Origin of the sequence: Lutibaculum baratangense AMV1, assembly GCF_000496075.1 — a bacterium.
Lineage (GTDB): Bacteria > Pseudomonadota > Alphaproteobacteria > Rhizobiales > Tepidamorphaceae > Lutibaculum > Lutibaculum baratangense.
The window spans coordinates 60,841-85,134 of sequence record NZ_AWXZ01000016.1 but is presented as its reverse complement, the minus strand read 5'-3'; the positions used below and the strand labels follow the sequence as shown (position 1 = coordinate 85,134).

Below are 24,294 nucleotides of genomic sequence, written 5' to 3'. Positions count from 1 at the left end.
TCATGCGTCGACGCGATTTCATCACCACTTCCATTGCCGCGACGGCCGCGGTGCCGCTTGCGGCACCTTCGATCGCGCGCGCTCAGGACTCCTTCTCCTGGAACATGACGAACGCCTATGGACCTGGTGCGCCGTTCTACACGGTCGGTCCGGGCAGCCCCGAGGACTTCGCGGAAAAGGTCCGCGAGATGTCCGGCGGGCGGCTGACGATCCAGAATTTCGCGGCGGGTGAGCTTATCCCGGCGCTCGAAGGCTTCGACGCGGTGTCGGCCGGCACGGTGGAGGCGAATGCCGCGAATTCCTATTTCTGGTCGGGCAAGACCTTTGCAGCCCAGTATTTCACGACCGTTCCGTTCGGCCTCTCGTTCCAGGGCCACATGGCCTGGCTCTATCACGGCGGGGGCCTCGATCTCTGGCAGGAGGTCTACGAGCCGTTCGGAGTGGTCGCGTTCCCGCTCAACAACACGGGCATCCAGATGACCGGCTGGTTCCGCGAGCCGGTCGAAAGCGTGGCCGATCTCCAGGGGCTTCGCATGCGCATCCCCGGCCTTGCGAGCCAGGTCTACGAGACGCTGGGCGTCGAGCCTCGCCTCCTGCCCGGCGGTGAGATCTTCCCGGCGCTCGAGCGCGGCGTGATCGATGCCGCGGAATTCGTGGGGCCCTACCAGGACCGGCGACTGGGCCTGCAGAACGCGGCGAAGTACTACCACACGACCGGCTGGCACGAGCCAGCCACGACCGGCGAACTGCTCATCAGCAAGAGTGCGTGGGACGGGCTGCCCGACGATCTGAAGATGATCGTCCGCGTCGCCTCGCAAGCGACGGTGCTGGAGAGCCTCGCATGGTCGGAAGCCGTCAATGGCGACGCGCTGGTCGACCTCGTCGAGAACCAGGGCGTTCAAGCATCCGTCCTGCCGCAGGATGTGGTCGCAAGCCTGCGGGAAGCCACCGCCGACGTCCTCGAAACCAATGCGGCCAAGGACGAGATGACGAAGAAGGTCCATGACTCCTACATGGCCTTCAAGAAGAAGCACGACGCGTGGACGGCGGTCAGCGAGAGGCCTTGGGTCACGGAAATCCTGGGCGGCTAGGGCGATGCTCCGTCTCGTCGCGAAGGTGGAGGCGGTCGTTCGCGTGTTCGGCCGCCTCGCCGCCTGGACGTGTCTCGCTCTCGTGCTCCTTGTCGCCGGGGACGTCCTGGCCCGCTACTTCTTCCGGGCCGGCACGATCTGGCTGCAGGAGCTCGAGTGGCACCTCATCCCGCCGATCGCGCTCCTCGGCATGTCGTACATGCTGCTCCACGGCGAGCAGGTTCGCGTCGACGTGCTCTACGAGCGCTACCCGCCGAGGGCGAAGGCGGTCGTCGAGATCGCGAGCGGCCTGCTGCTGTGCGCCTTCTCGCTCATCATGATCAAGCTGGCCCTGCCCTTCGTGCTGCAATCCTACCGGATCGGCGAAAGCTCGCCCAATCCGGGCGGGCTGCCGCACCGCTACATCCTGAAGGCGTTCATTCCGTCAGGCTTCGCACTGCTCGCGCTTCAGAGCGCCTGTCACGTGGTCAAGAACCTGGCGGTGGCGGCCGGCCGGGCGCGCCCGGAATGAGTGTGGCCGCGCCCCGAAGAGCCGTCCCGCCAGGCGGCGATGGCAACTCCCAACTCCCCGAATCCCGCTGTGTCTCCGCCCGAAGGAGGGCGTCCTCGTGCCGTTGAACGAGATCCTGGCGATCGCCATGGTCGTTGCCTTCTTCGCCCTCCTGATCGTGGGCATTCCCGTCGGGGTCGCGATCGCGGTGTCGGCCCTGGTCTTCGGCTATGCCGGCTTCGGGCCGACCCTCTTCAACCTTCTGCCCGCGCGCGTCTACGGCGTCGTCACGAACTACACGCTGATGGCGATCCCGCTCTTCGTCTTCATGGGCGTGATGCTCGAGAAGTCGCGCCTCGCCGAGGAGCTGCTCGACGTGGTCGGCCATCTGTTCGGCAGGGTGGCCGGGGGCATGGCCATCGCCATCATCTTCGTGGGAGTCCTTCTGGGCGCGGCGACCGGCATCGTCGGCGCCACCATCGTGACGCTCGGCCTCCTGACGCTGCCGCCACTGCTGCGGCGAGGCTATTCCAAGTCGCTCGCCTGCGGGACGATCTGCGCGTCCGGGACCCTCGGCCAGATCATCCCGCCGAGCCTCGTCCTCATCCTGCTGTCGGACATTCTGGGCGAATCGGTCGGCACGATGTTCGCCGCCGCCATGCTGCCGGGCCTGATGCTGGCTGCCATCTACGTGTTGGCGATCGTCATACTGACGATGCTGAAGCCCGAGGTGGCCCCGCCGATCCCGGCGGAGGAGCGGGCGGCGATGGACCGCAGGCGACTCGTCCGCAAGATCATCACGGTGGTCGTGCCGCCGATCGGCCTCGTCGTCGCAGTGCTCGGCTCGATCATCGGCGGCGTTGCGGCACCGACGGAGGCGGCCTCGATGGGGGCCGTGGGGGCTCTCCTCGTCGTGGCCCTGGCGGGCAAGGCCTCCCTGCGCCTCCTCTCGGAGGTCGTGCATTCGACGCTGCTCATCTCGGCGATGGTCTTTTTCATCCTGATCTGCGCCCAGGCCTTCGGCCTCGCGTTCCGCGGGCTCGGCGGCGAGCGCCTGGTCCACGACCTCTTCGAGCTCGTTCCCGGCGGCGTCACCGGCAGCCTGATGTTCCTCATGCTCCTGATCTTCGTCCTGGGCTTCTTTCTCGAGTGGATCGAGATCAGCTACATCGCATTGCCGCTGTTCCTGCCGTTCTTCGTGCGAGAGGGCGTCGATCTCGTATGGCTCGGCATCCTCATTTCGATGAACCTGCAGACGTCGTTTCTGACGCCGCCGTTCGGCTGGGCGCTTTTCTTCCTGAAGGGCGTGGCACCCCCTGGGGTGAGCACGGGAGACATCTATCGAGGGGCGGTCCCGTTCATCGCGCTGCAGGGCCTAGCCGTCGGGCTCGTCTTCACGTTCCCGGCCGTCGCGACCTGGCTGCCAAAGGCTATCGGGTGGTGAGAGCCCGTGCGATGGTTGGCGAGCACGGGGAGGCGCTGCGGTTCAACCCAGCCGGCTGACCCTTACGAAATCTACCGGTTCTCGTCGCCGAGGTGCTGGGTCTCTACGGACAATTACTGATGCAGTCGTGCCGGGAATGTTGCGCCGGAGTCACACCCGCATCACGTCGCGAGCAGTCCCCCCGAAATTACTTTCCCATTAACCCTCTCCGGTGTTCCTTCGGTTCATCCACTCTGTGAAGGATGACCCGAGATGAATCGATTCGTTCGTACCCTGACCCTCGGCGCAGCCGTTGCGGTGCTCGCCACCGCCGCCAACGCCGCCGACGCTCCCTACTACGACAAGAACGTCGTTGTTTCGCCCGCGCCCGTCAGCGTGACCGACTGGACCGGCATGTATGTCGGTGTGTTCGGCGGCTACGGCGGCGGCGATTTCGAGTACCCGTTCTCGGTCGGCTCGCCCGCTCTGCTCTCCGGCCAGGTTGACATGTCGGCCGGCGGCTTCGTCGGCGGCGCCCAGATCGGCTTCGACTGGCAGGCCAGCGACGCGTTCGTCGTCGGTGTCGTTGCCGACATCGCCTGGTCGGACATCTCCGACGAGGTGAGCGTGAGCCTCGCGGCCGCCACCGACCCGATCACCCGGGTCAACGGCTCGCTCGGCACCGACCTCAACTACTTCGGCACGATCCGCGCCCGCGCGGGCTGGCTCGTGACGCCCGACGCGCTCCTCTACGTGACGGGTGGTGCGGCCTATGGCGAGACCGAGTCCGCCCTGTCTCTGTCCGCCTCGGGCGCCGTCGACGGGTCCTTCGGCGCGTCGACCTCCGACACCGACTGGGGCTGGACGGTCGGCGCCGGCATGGAGTACCGGATCACGGAGAACGTCTCCTTCGAGACCGAGTATCTCTACGTCGACCTCGGCTCCAAGACTCTCTACAGCGGCGACGTGTTCGACCTGCCGGCCCGTCTGGACCTCGACACCTCGTTCCACGTTGTCCGTGCCGGCGTGAACTTCAAGTTCAACATGTTCTGAGCACGATCCGCCGATCCTTCGGCAGGGTTCGAACGATGAGGGGTGGCCGTCTGGCCGCCCCTTTTCGTTTTGCGGCGTGGCGGGCGGCCGGAATTCGCTCAGATCTCGCTCTGCGGCAGCCCGCCGAGGTCACGGCCCTTCACCCGGCCTCGGTTTTCCTCCGCCATACATGGCCTGCTCCGCCTCGAGGGCGGCCGCCCGCAGCCGCGCGAGCGACCTCTCCATCACCTCGTCGGTCAGGCGGAACGATGGACCGAAGACCGAGATGCTGCTGACCATGCGGCCGGCCCGCGTGAGAATCGGGACGGCGATCGCGCGAATGCCCTCCTCGCGTTCGCCGTCATTGGCGGCGAAGCCCTGCCGCCGCACGTGTTCGAGCTCCTCGAGCAGAGCCGCCCGGTCGACGATCGTGTGAGGGCTCTGCCGGTCGAGCGGCACCGTCTCGAGATATCTCTGGAGCTCCGCCTCGCGCAGCTGGGACAGCCAGAGCTTGCCATGGGCGGTGCAATAGGCATCGAGGCGCGTGCCCACCCGCACGTCGACCGAGAGCGATCGGCCCGAATGGGCGTGGGCGATGCAGACGACCATGTCGGCGCTGAACACGGTCGCCATGCTGGCCTCTCCGATCGCGCGCGTGACGCTGTCGAGGATCGGCTGCAGCGTTCGGGCGAGGCTTCCGCCCTCGCTGACGCGGTCACCCAGATCGACGAGCGTGAAGCCGAGGCGGAAGACGCCCTTCGAGACCGCGACGAGGGCGCCCACATGCTCCAAGGTCTTGAGGAAACGATGGGCCGTGATCGCGTTGATGCCGAGCTCACGTGCCACGATGCCGGCCGTCACCTCGCTCCTCGCGTCGGTGAACAGGTCGAGGATCGCGAAGGCCTTGATCACGGATCCGTTCAGCTGGCTCGCCAAGCTTCTTCTCCTCCCGCGCCGGCGGATTCCGGTGGTTCAGCCGAGCAGTCTCGGCAGGAACAGCACGATCGACGGGAACGCCAGGAGGAGCACGACGCGCACGATCTCGGCGAGGAAGAACGGCACGACGCCCTTGAAGGTCTCGATCATCGGGACGTCGCGTGCCAAAGCGTTGATGACGAACACGTTCATGCCGACGGGTGGCGTGATGAGGCCTAGCTCGACGACGATGAGCGCGAGGATGCCGAACCACGTCTTCAACTCGTCCTCCGTCATGCCGAAATCGAGCTCGGCGACGACGGGCCAGAAGAACGGCATGACGAGCAGGATCATCGACAGGCTGTCCATCAGGCAGCCGAGAATGATCAGGGCGATGAGCAGGAGGACCATGATCGTGTAGGGCGACAGGCCGCTCTCCGCCATCATCATGGCGGCCGTCTGCGGCACGCCGCCGCGCGCCATGAAGATCGACAGAAGCTCGGCGCCCAGCAGGATGAGGTAGATCATGCCGGAGGTCTTCGCCGTCTCCAGGAGGGCGATGCGCATATCGCGCAGGCCCACGGTCCGGCGGGCGAAGCCGTAGACGGCGACGAGGAAGGCGCCGACGGCGCCGGCGGGCGTGGGGTTGAAGAAGCCGAGATAGATGCCGCCGATCACGAGCGCGAAGATCGCCAGCACCGGCAGGACGCCGAGCGTGGCGGCGACGAACTCCTCGCGGCTCACACGTGCGCCGGGCGGGCCCGCATTCGGGACGAGGCGGACATAGATCGCGATCGTCACGATGAAGAAGGCGACGGCGATGAGGCCGGGCAGGAATGCGGCCGTGAACATCGTGACGATGTTCGCTTCCACGATGACCGCGTAGATGATCAGAACGACAGAGGGCGGGATCAGAATGCCGAGCACGCCGCCGGCGGCCACCGTGCCCGTGGCGAGAGAAGGCTTGTACCTGTATCGCTTCAGCTCGGGCAGCGCCACCTGGCCCATCGTCGACGCCGTCGCGAGCGATGAGCCGCAGACAGACCCGAAGCCGGCGCAGGCCGCGATGGCGGACATCGCGACGCCGCCCTTCATCCATCCCAGCCACGCGTTCGCAGCCCTGAAGAGGTCGCGAGACAGGCCCGCACGCGTCGCGATGTTGCCCATCAGGACGAACATCGGCACCACCGACAGGTCGTAGAGCGAGAACTGGCCGTAGGCGAGCGACTTGAGTTGCGAGAGCAGGATCCGCTCGCCCGACAGGACCCAGATCCCGACGATCCCGACGACGATCATCGCGTAGGCGATGGGGATCCGGATCACGATCAGCCCGATCAGGCCGGCGAGGCCGACAAGGCCGATGAGGAGGTTGGTGTCCATGAGGCCGGTCCGGGATTTCGGGGCGTTCTGGGGTCTTATTCGCCGCCGAGGCTCGGGCCGCCGGTGTGCGGCACGCCCTTCGCGGAGCGGATCATGGTGATGGCGGAGGCCAGGGCCAGCAGGGCGAGCGAGATGAGAATCGGCACGTAGGCGAACCAGACCGGTATGCCGTTCACGGTGGTGATCTCGTTGTACTGCCGGGAGTCGACCATCCCGTAATACATCCGCCAGATCAGGAAGGTGGAGAAGAGGAGCGCGATAACGGCCCCGAGGAAGACGAGGAACGTGACGGTCCTCGGACTCGCGTTCGAGGTGAAGAGATCGGCCGAGACGTTCGCGCCGGTCAGCTGGCAGTAGGGGAGGAAGGTGAAGACGGCGACGGCGACGCCCATCTCGACGATCTCGAAATCGCCGGCGAAGGGCGCGCCGAAGACGATGTCCATGAACAGGCTGTAGGCCGTGAGCAGGACGATGCCGCAGAGCAGGATGCCGCCGGCCAGCGCCCAGAGCTCGATGACCTTCTCGGCGAACGCGATCGGGCGGGGGAGGGCGCTGGCGGCGGGGTTCATGATGGCGTCATCCGCTCACTGGCCCGCGTGCTTCTCGATGGCGGCGCGGGCGGCCTCGACCATGGCCTCGCCCTCGATGCCCTTGCCGGAGACGTCGTCGACCCAGCGCTGAACGACCGGCTCGAGCTTCTCCCGGAAGGCCTCGGTCTCCTCCTCCGTGAGCACGATGTGGTGGTTGCCGGCATCGGTCGCGATCTTGATGCCGCCGTCGTCGATGTCGCGCCAGATCTCGCCGAGCTCGGCGAGCCACTCCTCGCCCGAGTTGTCGCGGAAGATCTGCTGGATGTCCTCGGGCAGGCCGTCCCACCTGTCCTTGTTCATCGAGACCTGGAACGTCGTGGTGCCGAAACGGGTCTTGTCCGCACCCTCGATCTGGTAGTCGGTCAGGTCCTGAAGCTTGAGCGCGGGGATGATCTCCCACGGGATGAAGGCGCCGTCGACGACCTTCTTCGAGAGCGCCTGCGGCAGCTCGGGAACCGGCATGCCGACGGGATTGGCCCCCAGAGCCTCGATCACCCAGGCGCCGGTGCGGGTCGGGATGCGCATCTTCTTGCCGGCGAGATCCTCGGGCTTGCGCACCTCCTGATCGACCATCTGGATCGCCTGGCCCGCGTGGACGTGCAGGAACATCACCTCGACGCCCTCGTATTCCTCGGCGAGGGATTCCTCGAACATGTCGCGCATCGCGAGGTTCGTGGCCTTGGGGTCGTTCGTGTGGATGAAGGGCAGCTCGAAGACTTCCGTGCGGGGGAAGAGGCCCGGCGTGTAGCCGTTGACCACCCAGATCAGGTCGACGACGCCGTCGCGTGCCTGCCGGATGAGCTCCGGCGGCGTGCCGCCGAGCGACATGGCGGGATAGATCTCGATGCTCACGCGCCCGTCAGAGGCCTCCTCGATCCGCTGGATCCACGGCTCGATCATCTGGGTCTGGGCCGGTGACTTCGGGCCCAGGAAATGGTGGAACGTGAACTCGAACTCCGCCGATTGCGCGGTGCCCTGCGCTGCCACCGACACCAGCGCGGCGCCGGCTGCCGCGCGCAGGAGGGTCTTCCATCCCTTGAGCATTGTCTCGTCTCCCTTTGAAAGGCTCTTGTCTTCAGGTTCTTCGATAGGCCGGAGCGGCCCGCGCACACAACATCCCTCGTCCCGAAATCCCTCGCGCCGAACCGAAGCACTCGACGCGAGGCAGTCTTCGCCGCGGCCGAGCTTGACCGGTTGGCCGAGCTGTTGTCAATCTATAGTCGATTTCCCCATTTCTATATTTGAAATATGCCGCCTGCTGAAGTGTCGCCATCCGCGATAGCGCCCGGAACCACAAGGAACTCGAGCATGAATGAAGCTCACGCCGCAGGCCCTGCCGTGGCCACGATCACCGCCGGCGGCGCTCTCCTCGCGCGCCTCAAGGCCGTCGGTGTCGACTACATCTTCGCAAACTCGGGCACGGACTTCCCGCCGATCATCGAAGGTCTCGCCGAAGCTGCGGCGAAGGACATCCCACTGCCGGTTTCGCTCGTCATGCCTCACGAGACCGCCGCCATGGGCATGGCGCACGGCTATTACCTCGCGACGGGGCGGCCGCAGGCGGTGATGGCGCACACGAATGTCGGGCTTGCGAACTGCGCGATCGGCGCGATCAACGCCGCGACGGAGCACGTGCCGGTGCTTCTCTTCTCCGGCCGGACGCCCGTGACGGAGCAGGGCCGGTTCGGCGCACGCACCGTGCCCATCGGCTGGGGCCAGGAGATGCGCGACCAGACGGCGCTCGTCCGCGAGGCGGTGAAGTGGGACTACGAGCTGCGCTTCCCCGAGCAGGCGCTCGATCTCGTGGACCGTGCCTATGCCGTGGCGAACTCGACGCCGAAGGGGCCGGTCTATGTCAGCCTGCCGCGCGAGGTCCTGTGCGAGCCGTGTCCGGCCGAGAACCTCGCGGCGCCGCTGTCGATCCAGCCGGCGCGGGCGGCCCCGGACCCGCAGGCGCTGTCGGAGGCGGCGGAGCTCCTCGCCGGTGCGAAGCGCCCTGTCGTGTTCGCGCAGCGCGGCGCGGGGAACGAGGAAGGCTTCGCCGCACTCTCCCGCTGGGCGGAGGCCTGGGCGATCCCGGTGTGCCAGTACTGGGCGATCCAGCTCGCGATCCCGACGGGCCACCCGATGCATGTCGACCAGAACCCGGAGCCGTGGCTCTCGGAGGCCGACGTGGTGCTCGTCGTCGACGCGCTCGCGCCGTGGTCCCCGGACATTCACAGGCTCGCCGATGGCTGCAAGGTCATTCAGCTGGGCGAGGACCCGCTCTACACCCGCTTTCCAGTCCGGAACTTCCGGTCCGACCTGACGCTCGTCGGCGAGGTGAGCGAGAGCCTGCAGGCGCTCGAGCAGGCGATGGCACCGCGGCTCGAGGTAGCGCAGGGCGTGGTCGAGCGCCGCCGGGCCGTGATCGCCGGCCGCGTGAAGAAGATCCGCGAGGCGATCACTCAGCGCGTCGAGGCCGGTCGGACCCGGCCGATGACGAAGGACTGGGCGAGCCACTGCCTGTCTGAGGCGATCGCCGGCAAGCGCGCGACCGTGCTCTCCGAGCTCGGTTGCCCGATGGCGCCCCTGATGCTCGACTCCGCCGGGAGCTGGTATCAGGAGCCGCATTCCGGAGGCCTCGGCTGGGCTTTCCCGGCGGCTCTCGGGATGCAAATCGCAGACCGGGAGAAGCTGATCGTCGCGACGATGGGGGACGGCTCCTACATGTTCTCCAACCCGGTCGCCTGCCACCAGATCGCCGAGGCGCTGGAGCTTCCCGTGCTCGTCGTGGTCGTGAACAACGCGGAGTGGTTCGCGGTGCGGCAGTCGGTGCTCGGCATCTATCCCGACGGGTATGCCGCGAAGGCGAACACGATGCCGCTCACCGCCCTGTCGCCTTCGCCCGACTTCACGAAGATCGCCGAGGCCTCGCGCGCATGGGCGGCGCGCGTCGAGGATCCCGACGAGCTGACGGCGACCCTCCGGGAGGCCATCAGGCACATCGAAACCCGTCGCACGCACGCCCTCGTCGAGATCGCGATCCGATCCTGAGCCCTCGAAGGTGCGCCGCGGGGAGGGCCGGCCCTGGCCGGCCCCTCTGCCGTGCATCAGAAGGGATAATGGCGCTTGCCGCTCTGGATCGTGATCCAGCGCAGCTCGGTGAACTCGGCGATCGCGGCCTTGCCGCCGAAGCGGCCGTAGCCTGAGGCCTTCACGCCGCCGAAGGGCATCTGCGCCTCGTCGTGGACGGTGGGCCCGTTCACGTGGCAGATCCCGGACTGGATACGCTTCGCGACGCCGAGCGCCCGCGTCACGTCCTTTCCGAAGACGGCGGCGGACAGGCCGTACTCGGTGTCGTTGGCGATCCGCACCGCCTCGTCGACCCCGTCGACCCTCACCATCGTCACGACCGGCCCGAACGATTCCTCGCCGTAGACCCGCATCTCCGGCGTCACCCGGTCGAGGATCGAGGCTCCGAGGATCGTGCCCTCCCGCCGTCCGTCCGCGATGAGCTCGGCGCCCTTCGCGACGGCGTCCTCGATCATCTCGCGCACGCGGTCGGCAGCCGCCTGGTTGACCACCGATCCGAGCACGACGTGCTCCGATGGATCGCCGGCGGGCAGGCTCTTTGCCTTCTCCGCAAACGCGGCCGCGAAGGCGTCCGCCACCTTGCCGTCGACGACGAGACGCTCCGTCGACATGCAGATCTGGCCCTGGTTCATGAAGGCGCCGAATGCGGCGGCGTTCACCGCCTCCTCGATGTCGGCGTCGTCGAGCACGACGAGCGGCGCCTTGCCGCCGAGCTCGAGGAGCACGGGCTTGAGATGCCTGGCCGCCGTTTCCGCGATGATGCGGCCGACCTTCGTGGACCCGGTGAAGTTGATGCGCCGGACCGCGGGGTGGGCGATCAGCGCCTCGACGACCTGAGGCGCGTCGGCGGGCGCGTTGGTGACGACGTTGACGACGCCGGCGGGCACGCCGGCTTCACGCAGGCATTCGCCGATCAGGTGGTGTGTCGCCGGGCAGAGCTCCGATGCCTTCAGCACGACGGTGTTGCCGCAGGCGAGCGGCATCGCGACGGAGCGCGTGCCGAGGATGACCGGCGCGTTCCACGGCGCGATGCCCACGCACACGCCGGCCGGCTGGCGGATCGCCATGGCCATCGAGCCCGGGACGTTCGAGGGGATCACCTCGCCGGTGATCTGCGTCGTCATCGACGCGGCCTCGCGCAGCATGTTCGCGGCGAGCATCGTGTTGAACCCGCCCCACGGAGCCGTCGCCCCCGTCTCGGCCATCATGCGCGCGATGAACTCGGGGGCCTTGGAGTCCATGACGTCGGCGGCCTTGAGGAGCAGCGCCCGCCGTTCCCCGGGCGAGGTCTCGGACCAGGCCGGAAAGGCGGCCGCCGCCGCGTCGCAGGCGGCGTCGGCGTCGGCGACGGTGGCCGCCGCCGCCGTCGTCGCGGTCTCGGGCTTGTGGGGCGTCTCGCGGGTGAAGGTTGCACCGCCGCTCGCGCCGCGGCTCTCCTCGCCGATCAGAAGGTTGATGTCGAACACGCCGTTTCCTCTCGTTCGTGGTGGTGGCGGGCACATTATCCGTCATCGGCCTCTTGCGAAGGGAAGACGGCATGGCCGCGGCGGATTGTCAGTAGGGCAGGCCGACATAGTTCTCGGCGAACGAGGCCTGCGCCGCCTCGGAGTCCATCAGATACGCCATCTCCGCGAGCTGCAGCCTCTCGCCGAAGGCGTCGGTCTGGTCGAACCGGTGAAGGAGGCTCGTCATCCACCAGGAGAAGCGCTCGGCCTTCCAGACCCGGCGGAGCGCCCGATCCGAGTAGTGGTCGAGACCCGAGGAGGAGCGTTCGTGATAATGCTCGACGAGGGCCTTCGACAGGTAGTTCACGTCGCTCGCGGCCAGATTGAGCCCCTTGGCGCCGGTCGGCGGAACGATGTGCGCGGCGTCCCCCGCGAGGAACAGCCGCCCGAAGCGCATCGGCTCTGCGACGAAACTCCTCAGAGGCGCGATCGACTTCTCGATCGAGGGCCCGGTCGTCACCCCCTCGGCCACGTCGGGCGGCAGGCGGCGCCGGAGCTCGTCCCAGAAGGCCTCGTCCGACCACGCCGCGATATCCTCGTCGGCCGGCACCTGCACGTAGTAGCGGCTGCGCGTCGTCGAACGCATGGAGCACAGGGCGAAGCCGCGCGGGCTCTGCGCGTAGATCAGCTCGTGCGACACCGGCGGGACGTCGGCGAGCACGCCGAGCCAGCCGAAGGGATAGACGCGCTCGAAGGTGCGGCTCGAGCCCTCGGGCAGGCTCTGGCGGCAGATCCCGTGATACCCGTCGCAGCCGGCGATGAAGTCGCAGTCGAGCCGTCGCGCCTCGCCGTCCACCTCGAACGTCAGATACGGCTTCTCGCCGTCGTAGTCGTGCGGGACGGCATTCTCCGTGTCGTAGAGGGTCTTCAGTCCACTCGCCTCGCGGGCCGCCATCAGGTCGCGCGTCACCTCGGTCTGGCCGTAGACGGTCACGGCCTTGCCCGTCAGGGCATGCATGTCGATCCTGAGGCGGCGCTCGATCGAGGCGATCTCGACCCCGTGATGGACGAGCCCCTCGCGGTGCAGCCGATCGCTCGCCTTCGCCTCGTCGAGAAGGTCGACGAGGCCCTGCTCCAGGACGCCCGCCCGGATGCGGCCGAGCACGTATTCCTTGCTCTTTCGCTCGACGATGACGTTGTCGACGCCCGCCTCGTGGAGAAGCTGGCCGAGCAGCAGCCCGGCTGGGCCGGAGCCGACGATGGCGACCTGAGTGCGCATTCTTCCTCCCGATCCTCGGGGAAAGACTGGCCCGCCTTCCACGGCGCCCGCAATGGACAAACCGGCCAAGGTGTTGGACATTCCGAACATGACGCGCAGCTTCTCGTCCGACACCCAGGCCAGCATCCCCACTTACGGGCTCTACGGCGAATCCGCCTCGCTTCCGGAGCCGGAGTGGATCCACTGGGAGACCGTGCCGACGCGGAGCCGGCTGCACGGCTACGAGATCAGGCCGCACAGGCACGCCTCTCTCTTCCAGATCTTGCACATAACGAACGGCGAGGCTGAGGCGCGGCTCGACGTCGAGGATGTCGTCCTTCGGGCGCCTGTCGCGCTCCTCATCCCGCCTCTCTCCGTGCACGGCTACCGGTTCAGCGCCGACGTCGACGGCACCGTCGTGACGGTCCTCGAGGAACGGATGGACCGGATCTGGTCGGCCATGCCGGATGCGGCGCGGCGGTGCGACGCGGGGGTGCGGGTCGTCGGGCTTCGCGATCCGGATGACGACAAGGCGGTCGCGGACGCGCTCGTCATGCTGGGCGAGGAATATCTGGGGCACGGATCGGGACGCATGGCGGTGATGGAGGCATGCGTCACCCTCGCCACCGCGAGGCTCGACCGGGCGGCGACGAAAGGGGCACAGGACGCGTCGGGCGCCGCCGGCGCCACTTCGCGGACGGCGGCGCGGTTTCGGTCGCTCGTCGAGGAGAATTTCCGCCACGAGCGGCGCGTCGCGTTCTATGCGGAACGGCTGGGGCTGACGCCGACCCATCTGGGGCGCATCTGCCGTGCCGCCTACGGTGCCGCGCCGCTCGCCCTCATCAACCGGCGGGTCGCGCTCGAAGCGCAGCGCAGCCTCGTCTTCACGATCTCGACCGTCGCGGATATCGCCGTCTCGCTCGGCTTCTCCGACACCGCCTATTTCACCCGCTTCTTCACGAGGGAGTGCGGCGTGTCGCCCATGGAGTATCGCCGTCGCGCGCTCGCGAAGGGCTGAATCCGCACCGGGGGTGCCGATCTCGGGCCGGACATGAAAAGACCGCCCGGAGCGGCGAGGCTCCGGGCGGTCCAGACATTGAGGAAGCGTCTGCCGCGTCAGCGGGGGCCGAGCGGGGACGATGCGTCGTTGCCGCTCCCCATGTTCTCGCCGAACTCCTTCTCGGCCGTCTCGCTCGCGGCCTGGGTGCTCGCGCGGCCGACATCGCGGGCATTCTCGGCCATCTGCGACGGCGTCATGCCGCGACGGCGGGCCTCTTCGTAGCCGGCCCGATAGCCTTCCTCGGCGATGTGGCGGGCCCGCTGAACCGCCTCGCGGCTGTAGCGGTAGCCACGGTCGCGGATGTCGTCGCGCAGCGGCCCGAAATAGCTGTGCTCGCGCCGGCTCATCGGCAGGAGCGCGCCGATCAGGAGGCCCGTCGCGAGGCCGAGCACGCCTATCATCAGCGGGTTCTCCTCGATGAAGTGGCTCGCCTGGCGGTAGCCGCGCTTGGAGTAGCGTGCGGCATCCTCGTAGGTGTCGGACACCCACTCCGCGCCGCGCTCATAGCTGTCGCGCGCCCAGCGGACGCCGTCCTCGTAGGCATGCTCGCCGCGCTCATAGGCCCGGCGCCCGCGCTCGCGCGCGTCCTCGGCGATCTGCTCCGCTCGCGCGCGGCTCAGGTCCGTCCAGGATTCGGCGCCCGAGCGGCCGGGGTTGCGGATCCGCGAGGTCTCCGCTCCCGTCACGCCCCGGGCGTAGGGATCGGGGTAGGGGCGTGTGCTGCCCGGGCCCGAGGCATTGCCCGCAGTGGCGGAGGACGGTGTCGCGCCGGCGCCCGCCTTGACGTTCGCTGAGCCGGCCGCACCGGCGCCCATCGCGGCGTTCTTGTCGTTCTCGGTCATCTCAACTTCACTCCTCGTTCGGGTGGTGTCCGATCAACGGGATTGGGCCGGTCGTGGATCCGCGACAGGCTCGATGGGCCCGGGCGCGGAGCCAGCGGGCGCGTCGGCCGGAGTGTATGGCGGGTAAGGCCGCCCGGTCGCGACGTCGTACGCGCCGGCGCCGGGGACATCCCCCGCCGGGCGGCGGCGCACCCTGGGCTGCGTCGCCCGGTAGAGGAGCAGCCCCACGCCGGCCGCGATCAGCAGGGCCGGCAGCGGGTCGCGCCGCATCGCCGCCATCATGGCGTCGCCGGTCCGGTTGAAGCTCCGGCTGCGCAGCAGGCCCAGCGTCTCGTCCATGAGGCCGAAGGGGGACAGGCGGTGCTGCAGCCGGTCGATCGTCAGATCGAGCTCGGCGCGCTTGTATTCGACCTCTTGTTCCAGCTCCCGCGAACTCATGACGACATCCTATCCGTGAACATATGGGTATCGCGGCGCACAGAGCGGACGGTGCGGCTCGGCCTGAGCTTGCTGAGGCTCATCATCGAGCGGCCACCCAGCATCAGGGCGAGCGCGATCAGGAGCAGCGCGCCGCCGGTGATCAGCGCGGCCAGCGACTCCGATTCCAGCACCGTCGCAAGCCACTCCACGAAAGCCTGCACGAGAAGCAGGAGAGACACGATGGCGAAGATGGCGCCAGTGACGAGAAGACCGAGCCCCACGAACAGGCGCGTGACGTTCTCCGTCATCTCCTCCTTGAACAGAGCGATCTCGAGCTGAACGAGATCGGTGCTCTGCCGCATGGTATCGCCGATGAGGCGATGCAGGGCGACGCGTTCGCGAGGCGCGCCGGCCGTGCCCTGGGTGTCAGCCATCACACGTCCCCCTGCGCACCCGACTGGCGTTCGGCCCAGCGCTTCCGGGCCTCGTAGCGCTCCTCCTCGAGCCTGGCCCGAAGGCCGGAACTGCGAGCGAGCCGCGCCAGAAGAAGGCCTGCCGCGCCGCCGATCAACGCGACTCCGAAGGGATGGCGCCGCGCGACATCCTCGGCATCGGTGTAGAGCTGCGCGAAGGAACGGTGGCTGACGCTGTCGGCAAACCCGTCGAGCCCGTCGGCGGCGCTGTCGAAGAACGCCTGCAGGTTCGGCCGGTCCTCGAAGGAGTGCGCCGACTCCCGGACGGATCCGGCCAGCTCGTGCAGGGCCCCCGCCGCGGCCGCCTTGCGTCCTTCGGCGAAGCGATAGGCCTCGTCCATCGCGGCGCCGGTCAACCGGCTGCCTTCCTCGAGGACCTCGTCGCGAATGTGATCGAATTCCTCCCGCATGTGTTCGGTCGCGTCGGCTGCACGCTCCCGGGTCTTGCTGCCCAGAGCTTCCGCCTCGTCGCGCATCTTGTTCCCGGCCTCGGCCGACGTCTTTTCATGCTCATTCGGGGTCGACATGGAAATCACCTCCTTGCTCGCGGTCACAACGGACGGCTCTTGACACGGTTCCGTGTGCTGCCGTGGCCGCCGGCGGAACAATCGCGCCTCGCCGCCTCTTCATCGTGTGAGGAGAAGCCAGAGGGGCCAGAATGTCCGGAATCGATCCAGAAATCGAGGCGCGCGCGATGGAGCTTCGCGCCCGGGAGCGCGGACGCGGCCGGGAGGCGGACAGCCCCGTTCGCGTGCCGGGCAAGGGCTGGAAAGACATCGCCTGGCGGACCTACGAGGAGATCGGCCGCGATCGGCTGAGCCTGGTGGCGGCGGGCGTGACCTTCTACACCGTGCTCGCGCTGTTCCCGGCGATCGGGGCCTTCGTCTCGCTCTACGGCCTCGTCGCGGATCCGGCGACCGTCGAGGGCCAGCTGGCGAGCCTGTCCGGTTTCGTGCCGTCGGCGCTCATAGACACCGTGTCGGCCGAGCTGCAGCGGGTCAGCTCCACCGAGAGCTCGTCGCTCAGCTTCGCCTTCATCGGCGGGCTCCTCTTCGCCCTGTGGAGCGCCAACAAGGGGGTGCAGTCGCTCTTCGACAGCATGAACGTCGTCTACGAGGAGCGAGAGAGCCGCGGCTTCTTCGCGCTGACGGCGCTCACGCTCGCCTTCACGACGGGCGGCATCATCCTCATGATACTGATCGTCAACGTCATGGTCGTCCTGCCGCAGGTCTTCAGCATGCTCGGCCTGTCGGGCGTGGGGAGCGTGGTTCTTACGGTCCTGCCCATGGCCCTCGCGGTCCTGCTCGTCGGCGGCGCCATTTCGCTCGTCTATCGCTACGGGCCCAGCCGCCAGAGGGCGAGGTGGCGCTGGATCAGCGTCGGTTCCGTGTTCGCGACGCTCGTCTGGGCCATCGCATCGGCCCTCTTCACCTGGTATCTCGCAAACTTCGCGAACTACAGCGCGACCTACGGGTCGCTCGGTGCCGTCATCGGCGTGATGATGTGGATCTGGGTCTCCGCCTATGTCGTGCTGATCGGCGCGGAGCTGAACGCCGAGATCGAGCACCAGACGGGCCACGACACCACGACCGGGGCGCCTGCGCCGCTGGGGGAGAGGGGCGCCCGCATGGCGGACACGCTGGGCGAGACCTCGTGAGGCCGCGACCGCGCCATGCCTTGCGGAAAGCCGGTCGCTGACCCAGAGTCCAGCGCCGCTCGGAACGAAGCCCGCGAGGAAGCCCTTTCCAGTGCCCGACACCGCACACGATACGCATGGCAAGGCCGACGGCCGGCGTCGGCGCTGGCTGCTGCCGGCCGGAACGGCGCTCGTCGCAGTGTCGCTCGGGCTCGCCGCGCTCGCCGGCGCTGCCGGGCTGACGGCGTGGCGCGACCTGCAGGACGCGGAGCTGCGGGCGGCGCTGGCGCGGCAGAAGGCAGCCGAGCTCGTCGATGCCCAGAACGACATGCGCCTGACATCGGTCAGGCTCATTGCCGAGGCGGCGCGTGGCTTGAGGGAGGCCGAGCCGGGGGATCCCGAGGCGCTGGGGCGCAACCTCGCCGCCTTGGGCGAGCTTCTCCTCAGGCCGCAGGCTCTCGATCTGGAGATCCGCGGAGAGGCCGGCGGAGCCGCGCTCGACCTTCTGGAGGAAGCCGTCGAGACGCTGCTGGACGTGGGGCAGGCAGAGCGCGCACGCGAGGTCTCGGAGCAGGCTGTCGCCCTCGCCGAGCGTCGCACGGAGGCTGACGAACCGGGGGCTTCCATCGATCGGGTGCGGGCGCGGGTTCTTCTGGCACGGGCAGAATGGCGGTCGGGCGGGGCCGATGCGGCACGCGGTCGCCTTGAGGAGGCGCGCCGGGAGCTCCTGGCGCACCTCCAGGAGAACCCCGACGATGCCGAAGCCACGGCCGCGCTGGCCGACACGCTGCTGCCGCTGTCGCGCATCCTGCATGAGGCAGGGGAGGAAGAAGCGGCGATCCGCGTCGCCTCCGCCGGGGCGGGCGTCTGGTCACGCGTGCCGGGCGAGAACCTCCGCTGGCTCGAAAGCAGGGGCAGGCTGCTGCTCCAGCTCTCCGAGTGGCGTCTGGAGGCCGGCGATACGGCTGGGCTGGCCGACGCGGCGGGCGACGCGGCCGGGACATGGGCTGCCCTTGCGGAGGCGCGCCCCGGCTCGAGGGCCGCACGCGCGGCGTTGGCGCGCGCGCATCTGCTTCAGGGGCGGGCGCTGCTGGCCCGCGGAGAGGCGGAAAGGGCCCGCGAGGCGCTCTGGGAGGCCTATGCGGGGCAGCGGGCGCTCCAGGCGGAGGCCGCACCGCGGGAGCCGGGCGTGCCGATTGCTTCGACGCTGGAGGCGCTCGGCGCCGCCGCCACCGAGGCGGGAGACAGCGCGGTGGCCGCCCAGGTGTTGCAGGAGGCGACGCGCCTTCGCCGGGGGGAGCTCGAAGCGGCGCGGGACGATCGGTCCGCAGTGCTGCGGCTGTCCCAGTCACTCGTCGCGCTGGGGCGGGCACAGGTCGAGACCGGGGCGCTGGGGGCGGCTCTCGATGCCTACGAGGAGAGCCTGCGACGTCTCGGCGAGCTCGAGGCACAGGAGAGCGAGGACCCCGCCATCCGGACGGCCCTCGCGGATGTATGGCAGGCGATCGGCGAGCTGCGGCTGCGTGAGGGCCAGGCTCAGAGCGCCCTCGCATTCTTCGAGCAGGCGGCGTCGGCGCTGCGCGACGTGGTGCAGGCGCAGCCCTCGGCGTTCGAGCCGCAGTCGAAGCTGGCCATCACGCTTCTCTCACTCGGCGAGGCACGCGCAGACACTGGAGACACCGCCCGCGCGGCCGAGGCGTACCGGGACCTCGTCGAGATCCGGCGTGCGCTGTCGGAGGCCGAGCCGGCGAACAGGGCGCGCAGGCAGGCACTTGCCCAGGGGCTCGTGCGCCTCGGCGAGACGACGCTCCGGCTCGATCAACCGGAGGCCGCCCGTCCGCTCTATGCCGAGGCAGCGGAACTCGTCGAGACCGAGCGCTCGCGAACGCCTGCCTCCCTGCGGCAGGCCTCGGACATCGCAGCGCGACTGGGCGACTTCGCCCTGTCGGACGGAGACACCGACGAGGCGCTGTCGCGATATCGGCAGGCGCTGGACATGCGCGAGGAAATCTCCGCCGCCGACGAGGCGAACGCGGACCTGCCGGTGGCGGTCGCCAATGCGCGCTCGCGCGTGGGGGATGCGCTCCGGACGGGAGGTCGGATCGACGAGGCGAGGCAGTCCTACGAGGCCTGTACGCAAGAGATGCGGCCTCTCGTCGAAGCCGATCGCTACCATGTCCGCGCCACCCGGCAGCTCGCGATGTGCCTCTACAAGCTGGCGGTCGTCCTCGATGGCGAGCGGCGGGAGGCCGCCCAGGCAGAGGCCGAGGCGCTGATCACACCCCTCGTCGATGCGGAGCTCCTCTCCGCCGAGACTCGCCAGGAGCTCGATTCGCTGCAGGCGGAGCTATCCGCCAGCTGACCTCGCACCTGTCCCCGCCGCACTTCCCTTTCCGGAGACATCCCTTGGCAGCCAATCCCGTCATCGTCGAAGTCACACGCGGGCCCCGCGTCGAGAGCTGGCACCGGGGCGCGCTGTCGATCCGGGACGACATGGGTGCTCCCGTTCTGGAGCTGGGCGAGGTCATGTCTCCGGTCTATCCGCGCTCCGCCGTGAAGGCGATCCAGGCCCTGCCGCTGGTGGAGACCGGCGCGGCCGAGGCCGCGGGGTTGGGAGACCGCGAGATAGCGCTCTCCTGCGCCTCGCACAGCGGCGAGGCGGAGCACGTCGAGACGGCGCGCGACATGCTCTCCCGTCTCGGTCTCGGCGAGCATGCGCTCGCCTGCGCTCCACACCAGCCGCGGCGTCTGGCCGACCAGGCCGGGCTCGCACGGGCAGATGAGCAGCCGTCGCGCCTTCACAACAACTGCTCGGGGAAGCACGCGGGCATGCTGATCGCCGCGCGCCATCTGGGCTTGCCCCTCGAGGGCTACGAGGCGCCCGACCACCCGTTGCAGCTTCGCATACGCCAGACGATGGAGGAGATGCTCGGCGTCGAGCTCACCCCCGAGGTGTGCGGCATCGACGGCTGCGCGCTGCCGACCTGGGCCGCGCCGCTTTCGGCCTTCGCCTCGGCCTTCGCGCGCATCGGCACCGGGACCGGCCTGACCCCGGAGCGGGCGAGGGCGTTCGCGCGGATCAGAAGGGCCGCTGCGTCGCGTCCCGACATGGTGGCGGGCACCGAGAGGTTCTGCACGATGGTGATGGAGGCGCTCGGCGAGCGCTGTTTCGTGAAGACCGGCGCGGAGGGCGTCTTCTGCGCGAGCCTTCCCGAGTGCGGCCTCGGCATCGCGCTGAAGGTCGACGACGGCGCGGCAAGGGCCTCGGAAGCCGCGATGGCGGCCGTCCTCCGCCGCTTCTTCGGCGGCGCCGAGGGGCACGTTCTCGACCGGCTCGCCCGGCCCGCCGTGACAAACTGGGAGGGCCGTCCGGTGGGCGAGATCCGGTCCTCCGTGGCGTTCTCCGAGGCTCTCGGAAGCCTCGCCTAATTCAGCCGTTCCTCTCGACCATCGTGCCGGTCGAGGGGTCGACGGTGCGATAGGGCAGGCCCGCGGCCTTCCAGGCGCCGAACCCGCCCTCCATGTGGGCGACCCTGCTGATCCCTGTGGCAAGGCAGCGGTCGGAGACGGCGAGCGAGCGCTTGCCCGAGCCGCAGTGGAAGACGATCCGCTTGTTCTCCTGGTCGGGCAGGCTCGTGGCGTCGAAATCGGCCATCGGTGCGAGCAGGGCGCCCCTGATGTGCTCGAACACGTACTCCTCGGGCGTGCGGACGTCGATCAGCACGATCTCGTGCCGGTCGAGCATCTCCTTCACCTCCTGCGGCGACAGCACCTCGACCTCGCCCTTCGCGCGCTTCTCGATCCCCGGCATGGACTGCTCCTTCAGATAAATTAGAGATCTCTAATTAATGCGGCCGCCGGGCCACGGCAAGGTGTCACCTGAGGTCGTTGGCCGAAATCGTGAGGTGCGGATGGTCGCCTGTCGCGGCTGCGAGGTCGGGCTCGACGAGGTCGTGCCAGGCAAAGCCCGCGATCGCCGCCTCCTGGGCCTCCGCGATGACGTTGCCGGTGATCGCGGCCGCGCCCGCGCCGTCGGCGACGCTGACGGCGATGCCGTACCGCGCCCGGCGGATCACGTTCCCGGTCGCCGCCACGTTGCGCAGGTGGGGTCCCCAGCCGAGGCTGAGACCTGCGAAGGCTGCCCCGTCGACGACGTTGCCCGTCACCGCGGCGTCCGCCTCGACGCCGATGCCGACGCCCCTGTCCTCCGGAAACCCGCCGATGACGATGTCGCGGATGAGGTTGCCGGAGATGACGGCCATCCGGCCGCCGTCGGCGAAATTCGTGGCGGAGATGCCGTGCGCCGCCCCATGCACCAGGTTGTCGGAGACGATCGCGCCCTCGAAGCCGAATTCGACATAGAGGGCGACCTCGCCGAGGTCGCGGCAGCGATTGCGGGCGACCACGATGTCGGCGCCGGCATTGTGGCGCACGGCCGAGAAGGCGCACCCGGAGATCACGTTGTCGACGACGCCCACCCCTCCAGCGCGGAAGACGTTGATGGCGTTGCCGTTCTGGCCCGTCCCGCCGCCGTCGGCACGGATCCCGGAGATGCGGTTGCGCGCGACCGTCGCACCGTCCTCGCGCGCCTCGGACTGCCAGACCAGGATGCCGTTGTTGCCGCAGTCGCTGACGCGGTTGTCCGCGATGGCGAGGTCGCTCCCGTCGAGAGCGAAGATGCCGGCATCGGCCGCGCCGACCACGCTGCAGCCCGTGACGCGGCCGGAGCAGCCGACGAGCTTGATGCCGTTGCCGTCGCTGTCGGTCAGCTCGAGCCCTTCGATCGCCACGTCCTCGCATGCCGTGAAAAGGACGAGGCCCTCCTCGCCGGCGAGCCGCAGGCCCTCGATGGCCACGTCCTGCAGGGAAAGGCCGGCGGAGCCGCTGGCCGTCACCACGGGGCCGGTTCCGCCCGCCGTGAGGCGCGTCGCGCCGGGCACGCCGACGAGGCGCGCGCGGTCCGGCAGGTCGAGGCCCGAGACCACGTAGCGCCCGGGCCCCAGGAAGAGCGGGCGCTGCCGGGCCACAGTCTCGCGCAGAGCCGCCGCGATCTCGGACGTCTGGTCGCCACCGGCCCCGGGCAGGACGCCGAGTTCGGCGGCATCCAGAGCCCCGGTGGCGGCACGGCCCGTCGAGCCGGCGGACGCAACGGCAAAGGGTGCCGTTCCCGCCAGGAGAAGGAGGCTGCGGCGCGACGGGCGCCCGAATTCTCTCGTGAACATGAAAGCCATAGCCCCTTCATCCGCGATTTCCGGTCGGCGGTCACGGGCCCCCGTGTTGCCGAGCCAAGGCTTGCGGCCTATCTATGGGCGCCGCAAGGGCTCATGTGCCGGCGGAAGACGATGCACCATCCGACGGTCGCCCGACAGAGGCCCAACAAGTGCTCAGGAAGAGGATGACCCGATGGCCTTCGAATTGCCTGATCTTCCCTACGCGTACGACGCTCTCGAGCCGTACATGTCGGCGGAGACGCTGGAGTTCCACCACGACAAGCACCACAACGCCTACGTGACGAAGGGCAATGAGCTGCTTCAGGGGTCCGGCCTCGAGGGCAAGAGCCTCGAGGAGATCGTGAAGGGCTCCTACGGCTCGAACCAGGGCCTGTTCAACAATGCCGGCCAGCACTTCAACCATCTCCACTTCTGGAACTGGATGAAGCCGAACGGCGGCGGCAAGAAGCTGCCCGAGCGCCTGCAGAAGGCTGTCGACAGCGATCTCGGCGGCTACGACAAGTTCCGCGAGGACTTCGTGAACGCGGGCGTCGGCCAGTTCGGCTCGGGCTGGGCCTGGGTCGCCGTGAAGAACGGCAAGCTCGAGATCATGAAGACGCCGAACGGCGAGAACCCGCTCGTGCACGGCGCCACGCCGATCCTCGGCTGCGACGTGTGGGAGCACTCCTACTACATCGACTACCGCAACCGCCGTCCGGACTACCTCAACGCCTGGGTCGATCACCTGATCAACTGGGAGTATGTCGAGGAGCTCTACTCCAAGGCCGTCTGATCCGGCACGGCCAATGCATGACACCCAAGGCGGGACCCGCGCGGTCCCGCCTTTCGTTTTGCTGCAGGACCATGAGGTGCGAGGGGGGGTATCGCTGTGCTGACGATCTACGAGAAGACGGAGCGGGGCCTGCGCAAATCGTCCTTGGATGAGGGGGCGACGGATCTGCCGCCGGCGGGGGTATGGATCGACCTGCTGGCGCCGACCCTCGAGGAGGAGAGGCTGGTCGAGACGTGGTTCGGTCTCGAGATCCCGTCGCGGGAGGAGATGCGCGAGATCGAGATCTCGAGCCGCCTCTACGAGGAGGACGGCGCGGTCTTCATGACGGCGCTCGCCCTCATCGATTCCGACACCAACAGGCCGCGCACCTGCGACATCAGCTTCATTCTCGTCCGGAACCATCTCGTGACGGTGCGCTACGAGACGCCGCAGCCGATCGCGGTCTTCCTGCAGCGGGCGCCGAAGGTCGGGCCCGCCTGCCGTTACGCCGACTTCGTGCTGGCGGCGCTGATCGACGCCTTCCTCGACCGGGTCGCCGACATCCTCGAACGGGCCGGCACGGAAGCCGAGGCGGTGAGCCAGAGGGTGTTCGAGACGCGGTCGAAGAAGCCGATGAAGACCGAGGACTTCCGGGATTCCCTCGGCCGCATCGGCAGGGCCGCGGACCTGACCTCGAAGGCCCGCGACAGCCTCGTCACCTTCTCGCGGCTCGTGACCTACCTGCAGGCCGGGGCCGGTGGCGGAGAAAGGCCGAAGGAGGTGAAGCAGTACCTGAAGACCGCACAGCGCGACGCCACCCAGCTCGCCGACCACGCGACCTACCTGAACGCGAAGATGGAGTTCCTGCTCGACGCGACCGTCGGGCTCATCAACATCGAGCAGAACAACATCATCAAGATCTTCTCCGTCGTCGCCGTCGCGCTCATGCCGCCGACGCTGATCGCGTCGATCTACGGCATGAACTTCCACTTCATGCCGGAACTCGACGAGCCGTGGGCCTATCCGCTCGTGCTTCTGACAATGGCCGTTCTCGGCATCGCGCCGTTTCTCTTCTTCAAGAAGAAGGGTTGGCTCTGACCGCGGCCGGCGCGGCGTTAAGGCTTCGCTAACCCTGTTGCGGCTGCACTAGCCACGTCCGGCCAGTTCCCGCTACACGAGAAC

General features: G+C 68.6%; 23 protein-coding genes. 11 read left to right on the top strand and 12 right to left on the bottom strand.

Annotation, left to right across the window (positions count from 1 at the left end; translation table 11 throughout):
• The first annotated feature begins 2 nt into the window (after positions 1 to 2).
• The 4 genes from N177_RS05230 to N177_RS05215 all read left to right on the top strand — a co-directional run bounded on the left by N177_RS05230 (position 3) and on the right by N177_RS05215 (position 4,057).
• Entirely contained in the window at positions 3 to 1,091 is a 1,089-nt protein-coding gene (locus N177_RS05230; RefSeq protein ID WP_051402255.1) for a TRAP transporter substrate-binding protein, read from the top strand.
• A gap of 4 nt (positions 1,092 to 1,095) precedes the next feature.
• Entirely contained in the window at positions 1,096 to 1,602 is a 507-nt protein-coding gene (locus N177_RS05225; RefSeq protein ID WP_023431208.1) for a TRAP transporter small permease subunit, read from the top strand.
• A 97-nt stretch (positions 1,603 to 1,699) separates the two neighbouring features.
• Positions 1,700 to 3,025, top strand: coding sequence for a TRAP transporter large permease (locus N177_RS05220; protein WP_023431207.1), 1,326 nt, complete (start codon positions 1,700 to 1,702; stop codon positions 3,023 to 3,025).
• Between the two features lie 252 nt (positions 3,026 to 3,277).
• Entirely contained in the window at positions 3,278 to 4,057 is a 780-nt protein-coding gene (locus tag N177_RS05215) for an outer membrane protein (RefSeq protein ID WP_023431206.1), read from the top strand.
• A 129-nt stretch (positions 4,058 to 4,186) separates the two neighbouring features.
• On the opposite strand, the gene N177_RS05210 is transcribed toward N177_RS05215, so the two are convergent.
• The 4 genes from N177_RS05210 to N177_RS05195 are packed head-to-tail and all read right to left on the bottom strand — an operon-like array spanning position 4,187 to position 7,965.
• On the bottom strand, positions 4,187 to 4,972 hold the full coding sequence (locus N177_RS05210) for an IclR family transcriptional regulator (RefSeq protein WP_023431205.1): 786 nt from the start codon (positions 4,970 to 4,972) through the stop codon (positions 4,187 to 4,189).
• Positions 4,973 to 5,008: 36 nt separating this feature from the next.
• Positions 5,009 to 6,331 carry a TRAP transporter large permease gene (locus N177_RS05205; RefSeq protein ID WP_023431204.1) on the bottom strand — a complete coding sequence of 441 codons (1,323 nt, stop codon included), beginning with the start codon at positions 6,329 to 6,331 and terminating at the stop codon, positions 5,009 to 5,011.
• Between the two features lie 35 nt (positions 6,332 to 6,366).
• Positions 6,367 to 6,900 (bottom strand): TRAP transporter small permease, encoded by a 534-nt coding sequence (locus N177_RS05200; RefSeq protein ID WP_023431203.1) that lies wholly within the window; start codon positions 6,898 to 6,900, stop codon positions 6,367 to 6,369.
• Between the two features lie 15 nt (positions 6,901 to 6,915).
• A complete protein-coding gene (locus N177_RS05195) occupies positions 6,916 to 7,965 on the bottom strand; it encodes a TRAP transporter substrate-binding protein (protein ID WP_023431202.1) in 1,050 nt (349 codons plus the stop codon).
• Between the two features lie 264 nt (positions 7,966 to 8,229).
• Between N177_RS05195 and N177_RS05190 the strand changes: the two genes are divergently transcribed.
• A complete protein-coding gene (locus N177_RS05190) occupies positions 8,230 to 9,957 on the top strand; it encodes a thiamine pyrophosphate-requiring protein (RefSeq protein WP_023431200.1) in 1,728 nt (575 codons plus the stop codon).
• Positions 9,958 to 10,013: 56 nt separating this feature from the next.
• On the opposite strand, the gene N177_RS05185 is transcribed toward N177_RS05190, so the two are convergent.
• Positions 10,014 to 11,498, bottom strand: a complete 1,485-nt coding sequence (locus N177_RS05185) for an aldehyde dehydrogenase (RefSeq protein ID WP_051402250.1) — start codon at positions 11,496 to 11,498, stop codon at positions 10,014 to 10,016.
• A gap of 52 nt (positions 11,499 to 11,550) precedes the next feature.
• A complete protein-coding gene (gene pobA, locus N177_RS05180; RefSeq protein WP_023431198.1) occupies positions 11,551 to 12,720 on the bottom strand; it encodes a 4-hydroxybenzoate 3-monooxygenase in 1,170 nt (389 codons plus the stop codon).
• Between the two features lie 88 nt (positions 12,721 to 12,808).
• On the opposite strand from pobA, the gene N177_RS05175 reads away from it, so the two are divergent.
• Positions 12,809 to 13,717, top strand: coding sequence for a helix-turn-helix domain-containing protein (locus N177_RS05175; protein ID WP_210163426.1), 909 nt, complete (start codon positions 12,809 to 12,811; stop codon positions 13,715 to 13,717).
• Positions 13,718 to 13,815: 98 nt separating this feature from the next.
• Here the strand turns inward: N177_RS05175 and N177_RS20490 are convergent, their stop codons facing one another.
• Genes N177_RS20490 through N177_RS05155 form a run of 4 tightly spaced genes read right to left on the bottom strand, consistent with a single transcriptional unit; the run spans position 13,816 to position 16,102 of the window.
• The gene (locus tag N177_RS20490; RefSeq protein ID WP_023431196.1) at positions 13,816 to 14,601 is read right to left on the bottom strand and encodes a hypothetical protein; all 786 of its coding nucleotides are present in this window, start codon (positions 14,599 to 14,601) and stop codon (positions 13,816 to 13,818) included.
• Between the two features lie 33 nt (positions 14,602 to 14,634).
• Entirely contained in the window at positions 14,635 to 15,039 is a 405-nt protein-coding gene (locus tag N177_RS20485) for a DUF3618 domain-containing protein (protein ID WP_023431195.1), read from the bottom strand.
• The gene (locus tag N177_RS05160) at positions 15,036 to 15,455 is read right to left on the bottom strand and encodes a phage holin family protein (protein ID WP_023431194.1); all 420 of its coding nucleotides are present in this window, start codon (positions 15,453 to 15,455) and stop codon (positions 15,036 to 15,038) included. The genes N177_RS20485 and N177_RS05160 overlap by 4 nt, the downstream gene beginning before the upstream one ends.
• Positions 15,455 to 16,102 carry a hypothetical protein gene (locus N177_RS05155; protein WP_152527845.1) on the bottom strand — a complete coding sequence of 216 codons (648 nt, stop codon included), beginning with the start codon at positions 16,100 to 16,102 and terminating at the stop codon, positions 15,455 to 15,457. The genes N177_RS05160 and N177_RS05155 overlap by 1 nt, the downstream gene beginning before the upstream one ends.
• Positions 16,103 to 16,152: 50 nt before the next feature.
• Between N177_RS05155 and N177_RS05150 the strand changes: the two genes are divergently transcribed.
• From N177_RS05150 to N177_RS05140, 3 genes are all read left to right on the top strand, one after another.
• Complete coding sequence (locus N177_RS05150; protein WP_023431192.1) at positions 16,153 to 17,151, top strand: YihY/virulence factor BrkB family protein; 999 nt, start codon at positions 16,153 to 16,155, stop codon at positions 17,149 to 17,151.
• 91 nt (positions 17,152 to 17,242) lie between these two features.
• On the top strand, positions 17,243 to 19,492 hold the full coding sequence (locus N177_RS05145; RefSeq protein WP_023431191.1) for a hypothetical protein: 2,250 nt from the start codon (positions 17,243 to 17,245) through the stop codon (positions 19,490 to 19,492).
• A gap of 44 nt (positions 19,493 to 19,536) precedes the next feature.
• The gene (locus N177_RS05140; protein ID WP_023431190.1) at positions 19,537 to 20,559 is read left to right on the top strand and encodes an asparaginase; all 1,023 of its coding nucleotides are present in this window, start codon (positions 19,537 to 19,539) and stop codon (positions 20,557 to 20,559) included.
• Position 20,560: 1 nt separating this feature from the next.
• Here the strand turns inward: N177_RS05140 and N177_RS05135 are convergent, their stop codons facing one another.
• Entirely contained in the window at positions 20,561 to 20,941 is a 381-nt protein-coding gene (locus tag N177_RS05135; protein WP_023431189.1) for a rhodanese-like domain-containing protein, read from the bottom strand.
• 64 nt (positions 20,942 to 21,005) lie between these two features.
• Entirely contained in the window at positions 21,006 to 22,352 is a 1,347-nt protein-coding gene (locus N177_RS05130) for a TIGR03808 family TAT-translocated repetitive protein (RefSeq protein WP_040485212.1), read from the bottom strand.
• 181 nt (positions 22,353 to 22,533) lie between these two features.
• On the opposite strand from N177_RS05130, the gene N177_RS05125 reads away from it, so the two are divergent.
• Positions 22,534 to 23,133 carry a superoxide dismutase gene (locus tag N177_RS05125; RefSeq protein WP_023431187.1) on the top strand — a complete coding sequence of 200 codons (600 nt, stop codon included), beginning with the start codon at positions 22,534 to 22,536 and terminating at the stop codon, positions 23,131 to 23,133.
• Between the two features lie 96 nt (positions 23,134 to 23,229).
• Positions 23,230 to 24,210, top strand: a complete 981-nt coding sequence (locus tag N177_RS05120; protein WP_023431186.1) for a magnesium transporter CorA family protein — start codon at positions 23,230 to 23,232, stop codon at positions 24,208 to 24,210.
• The last annotated feature ends 84 nt before the right edge of the window (positions 24,211 to 24,294 follow it).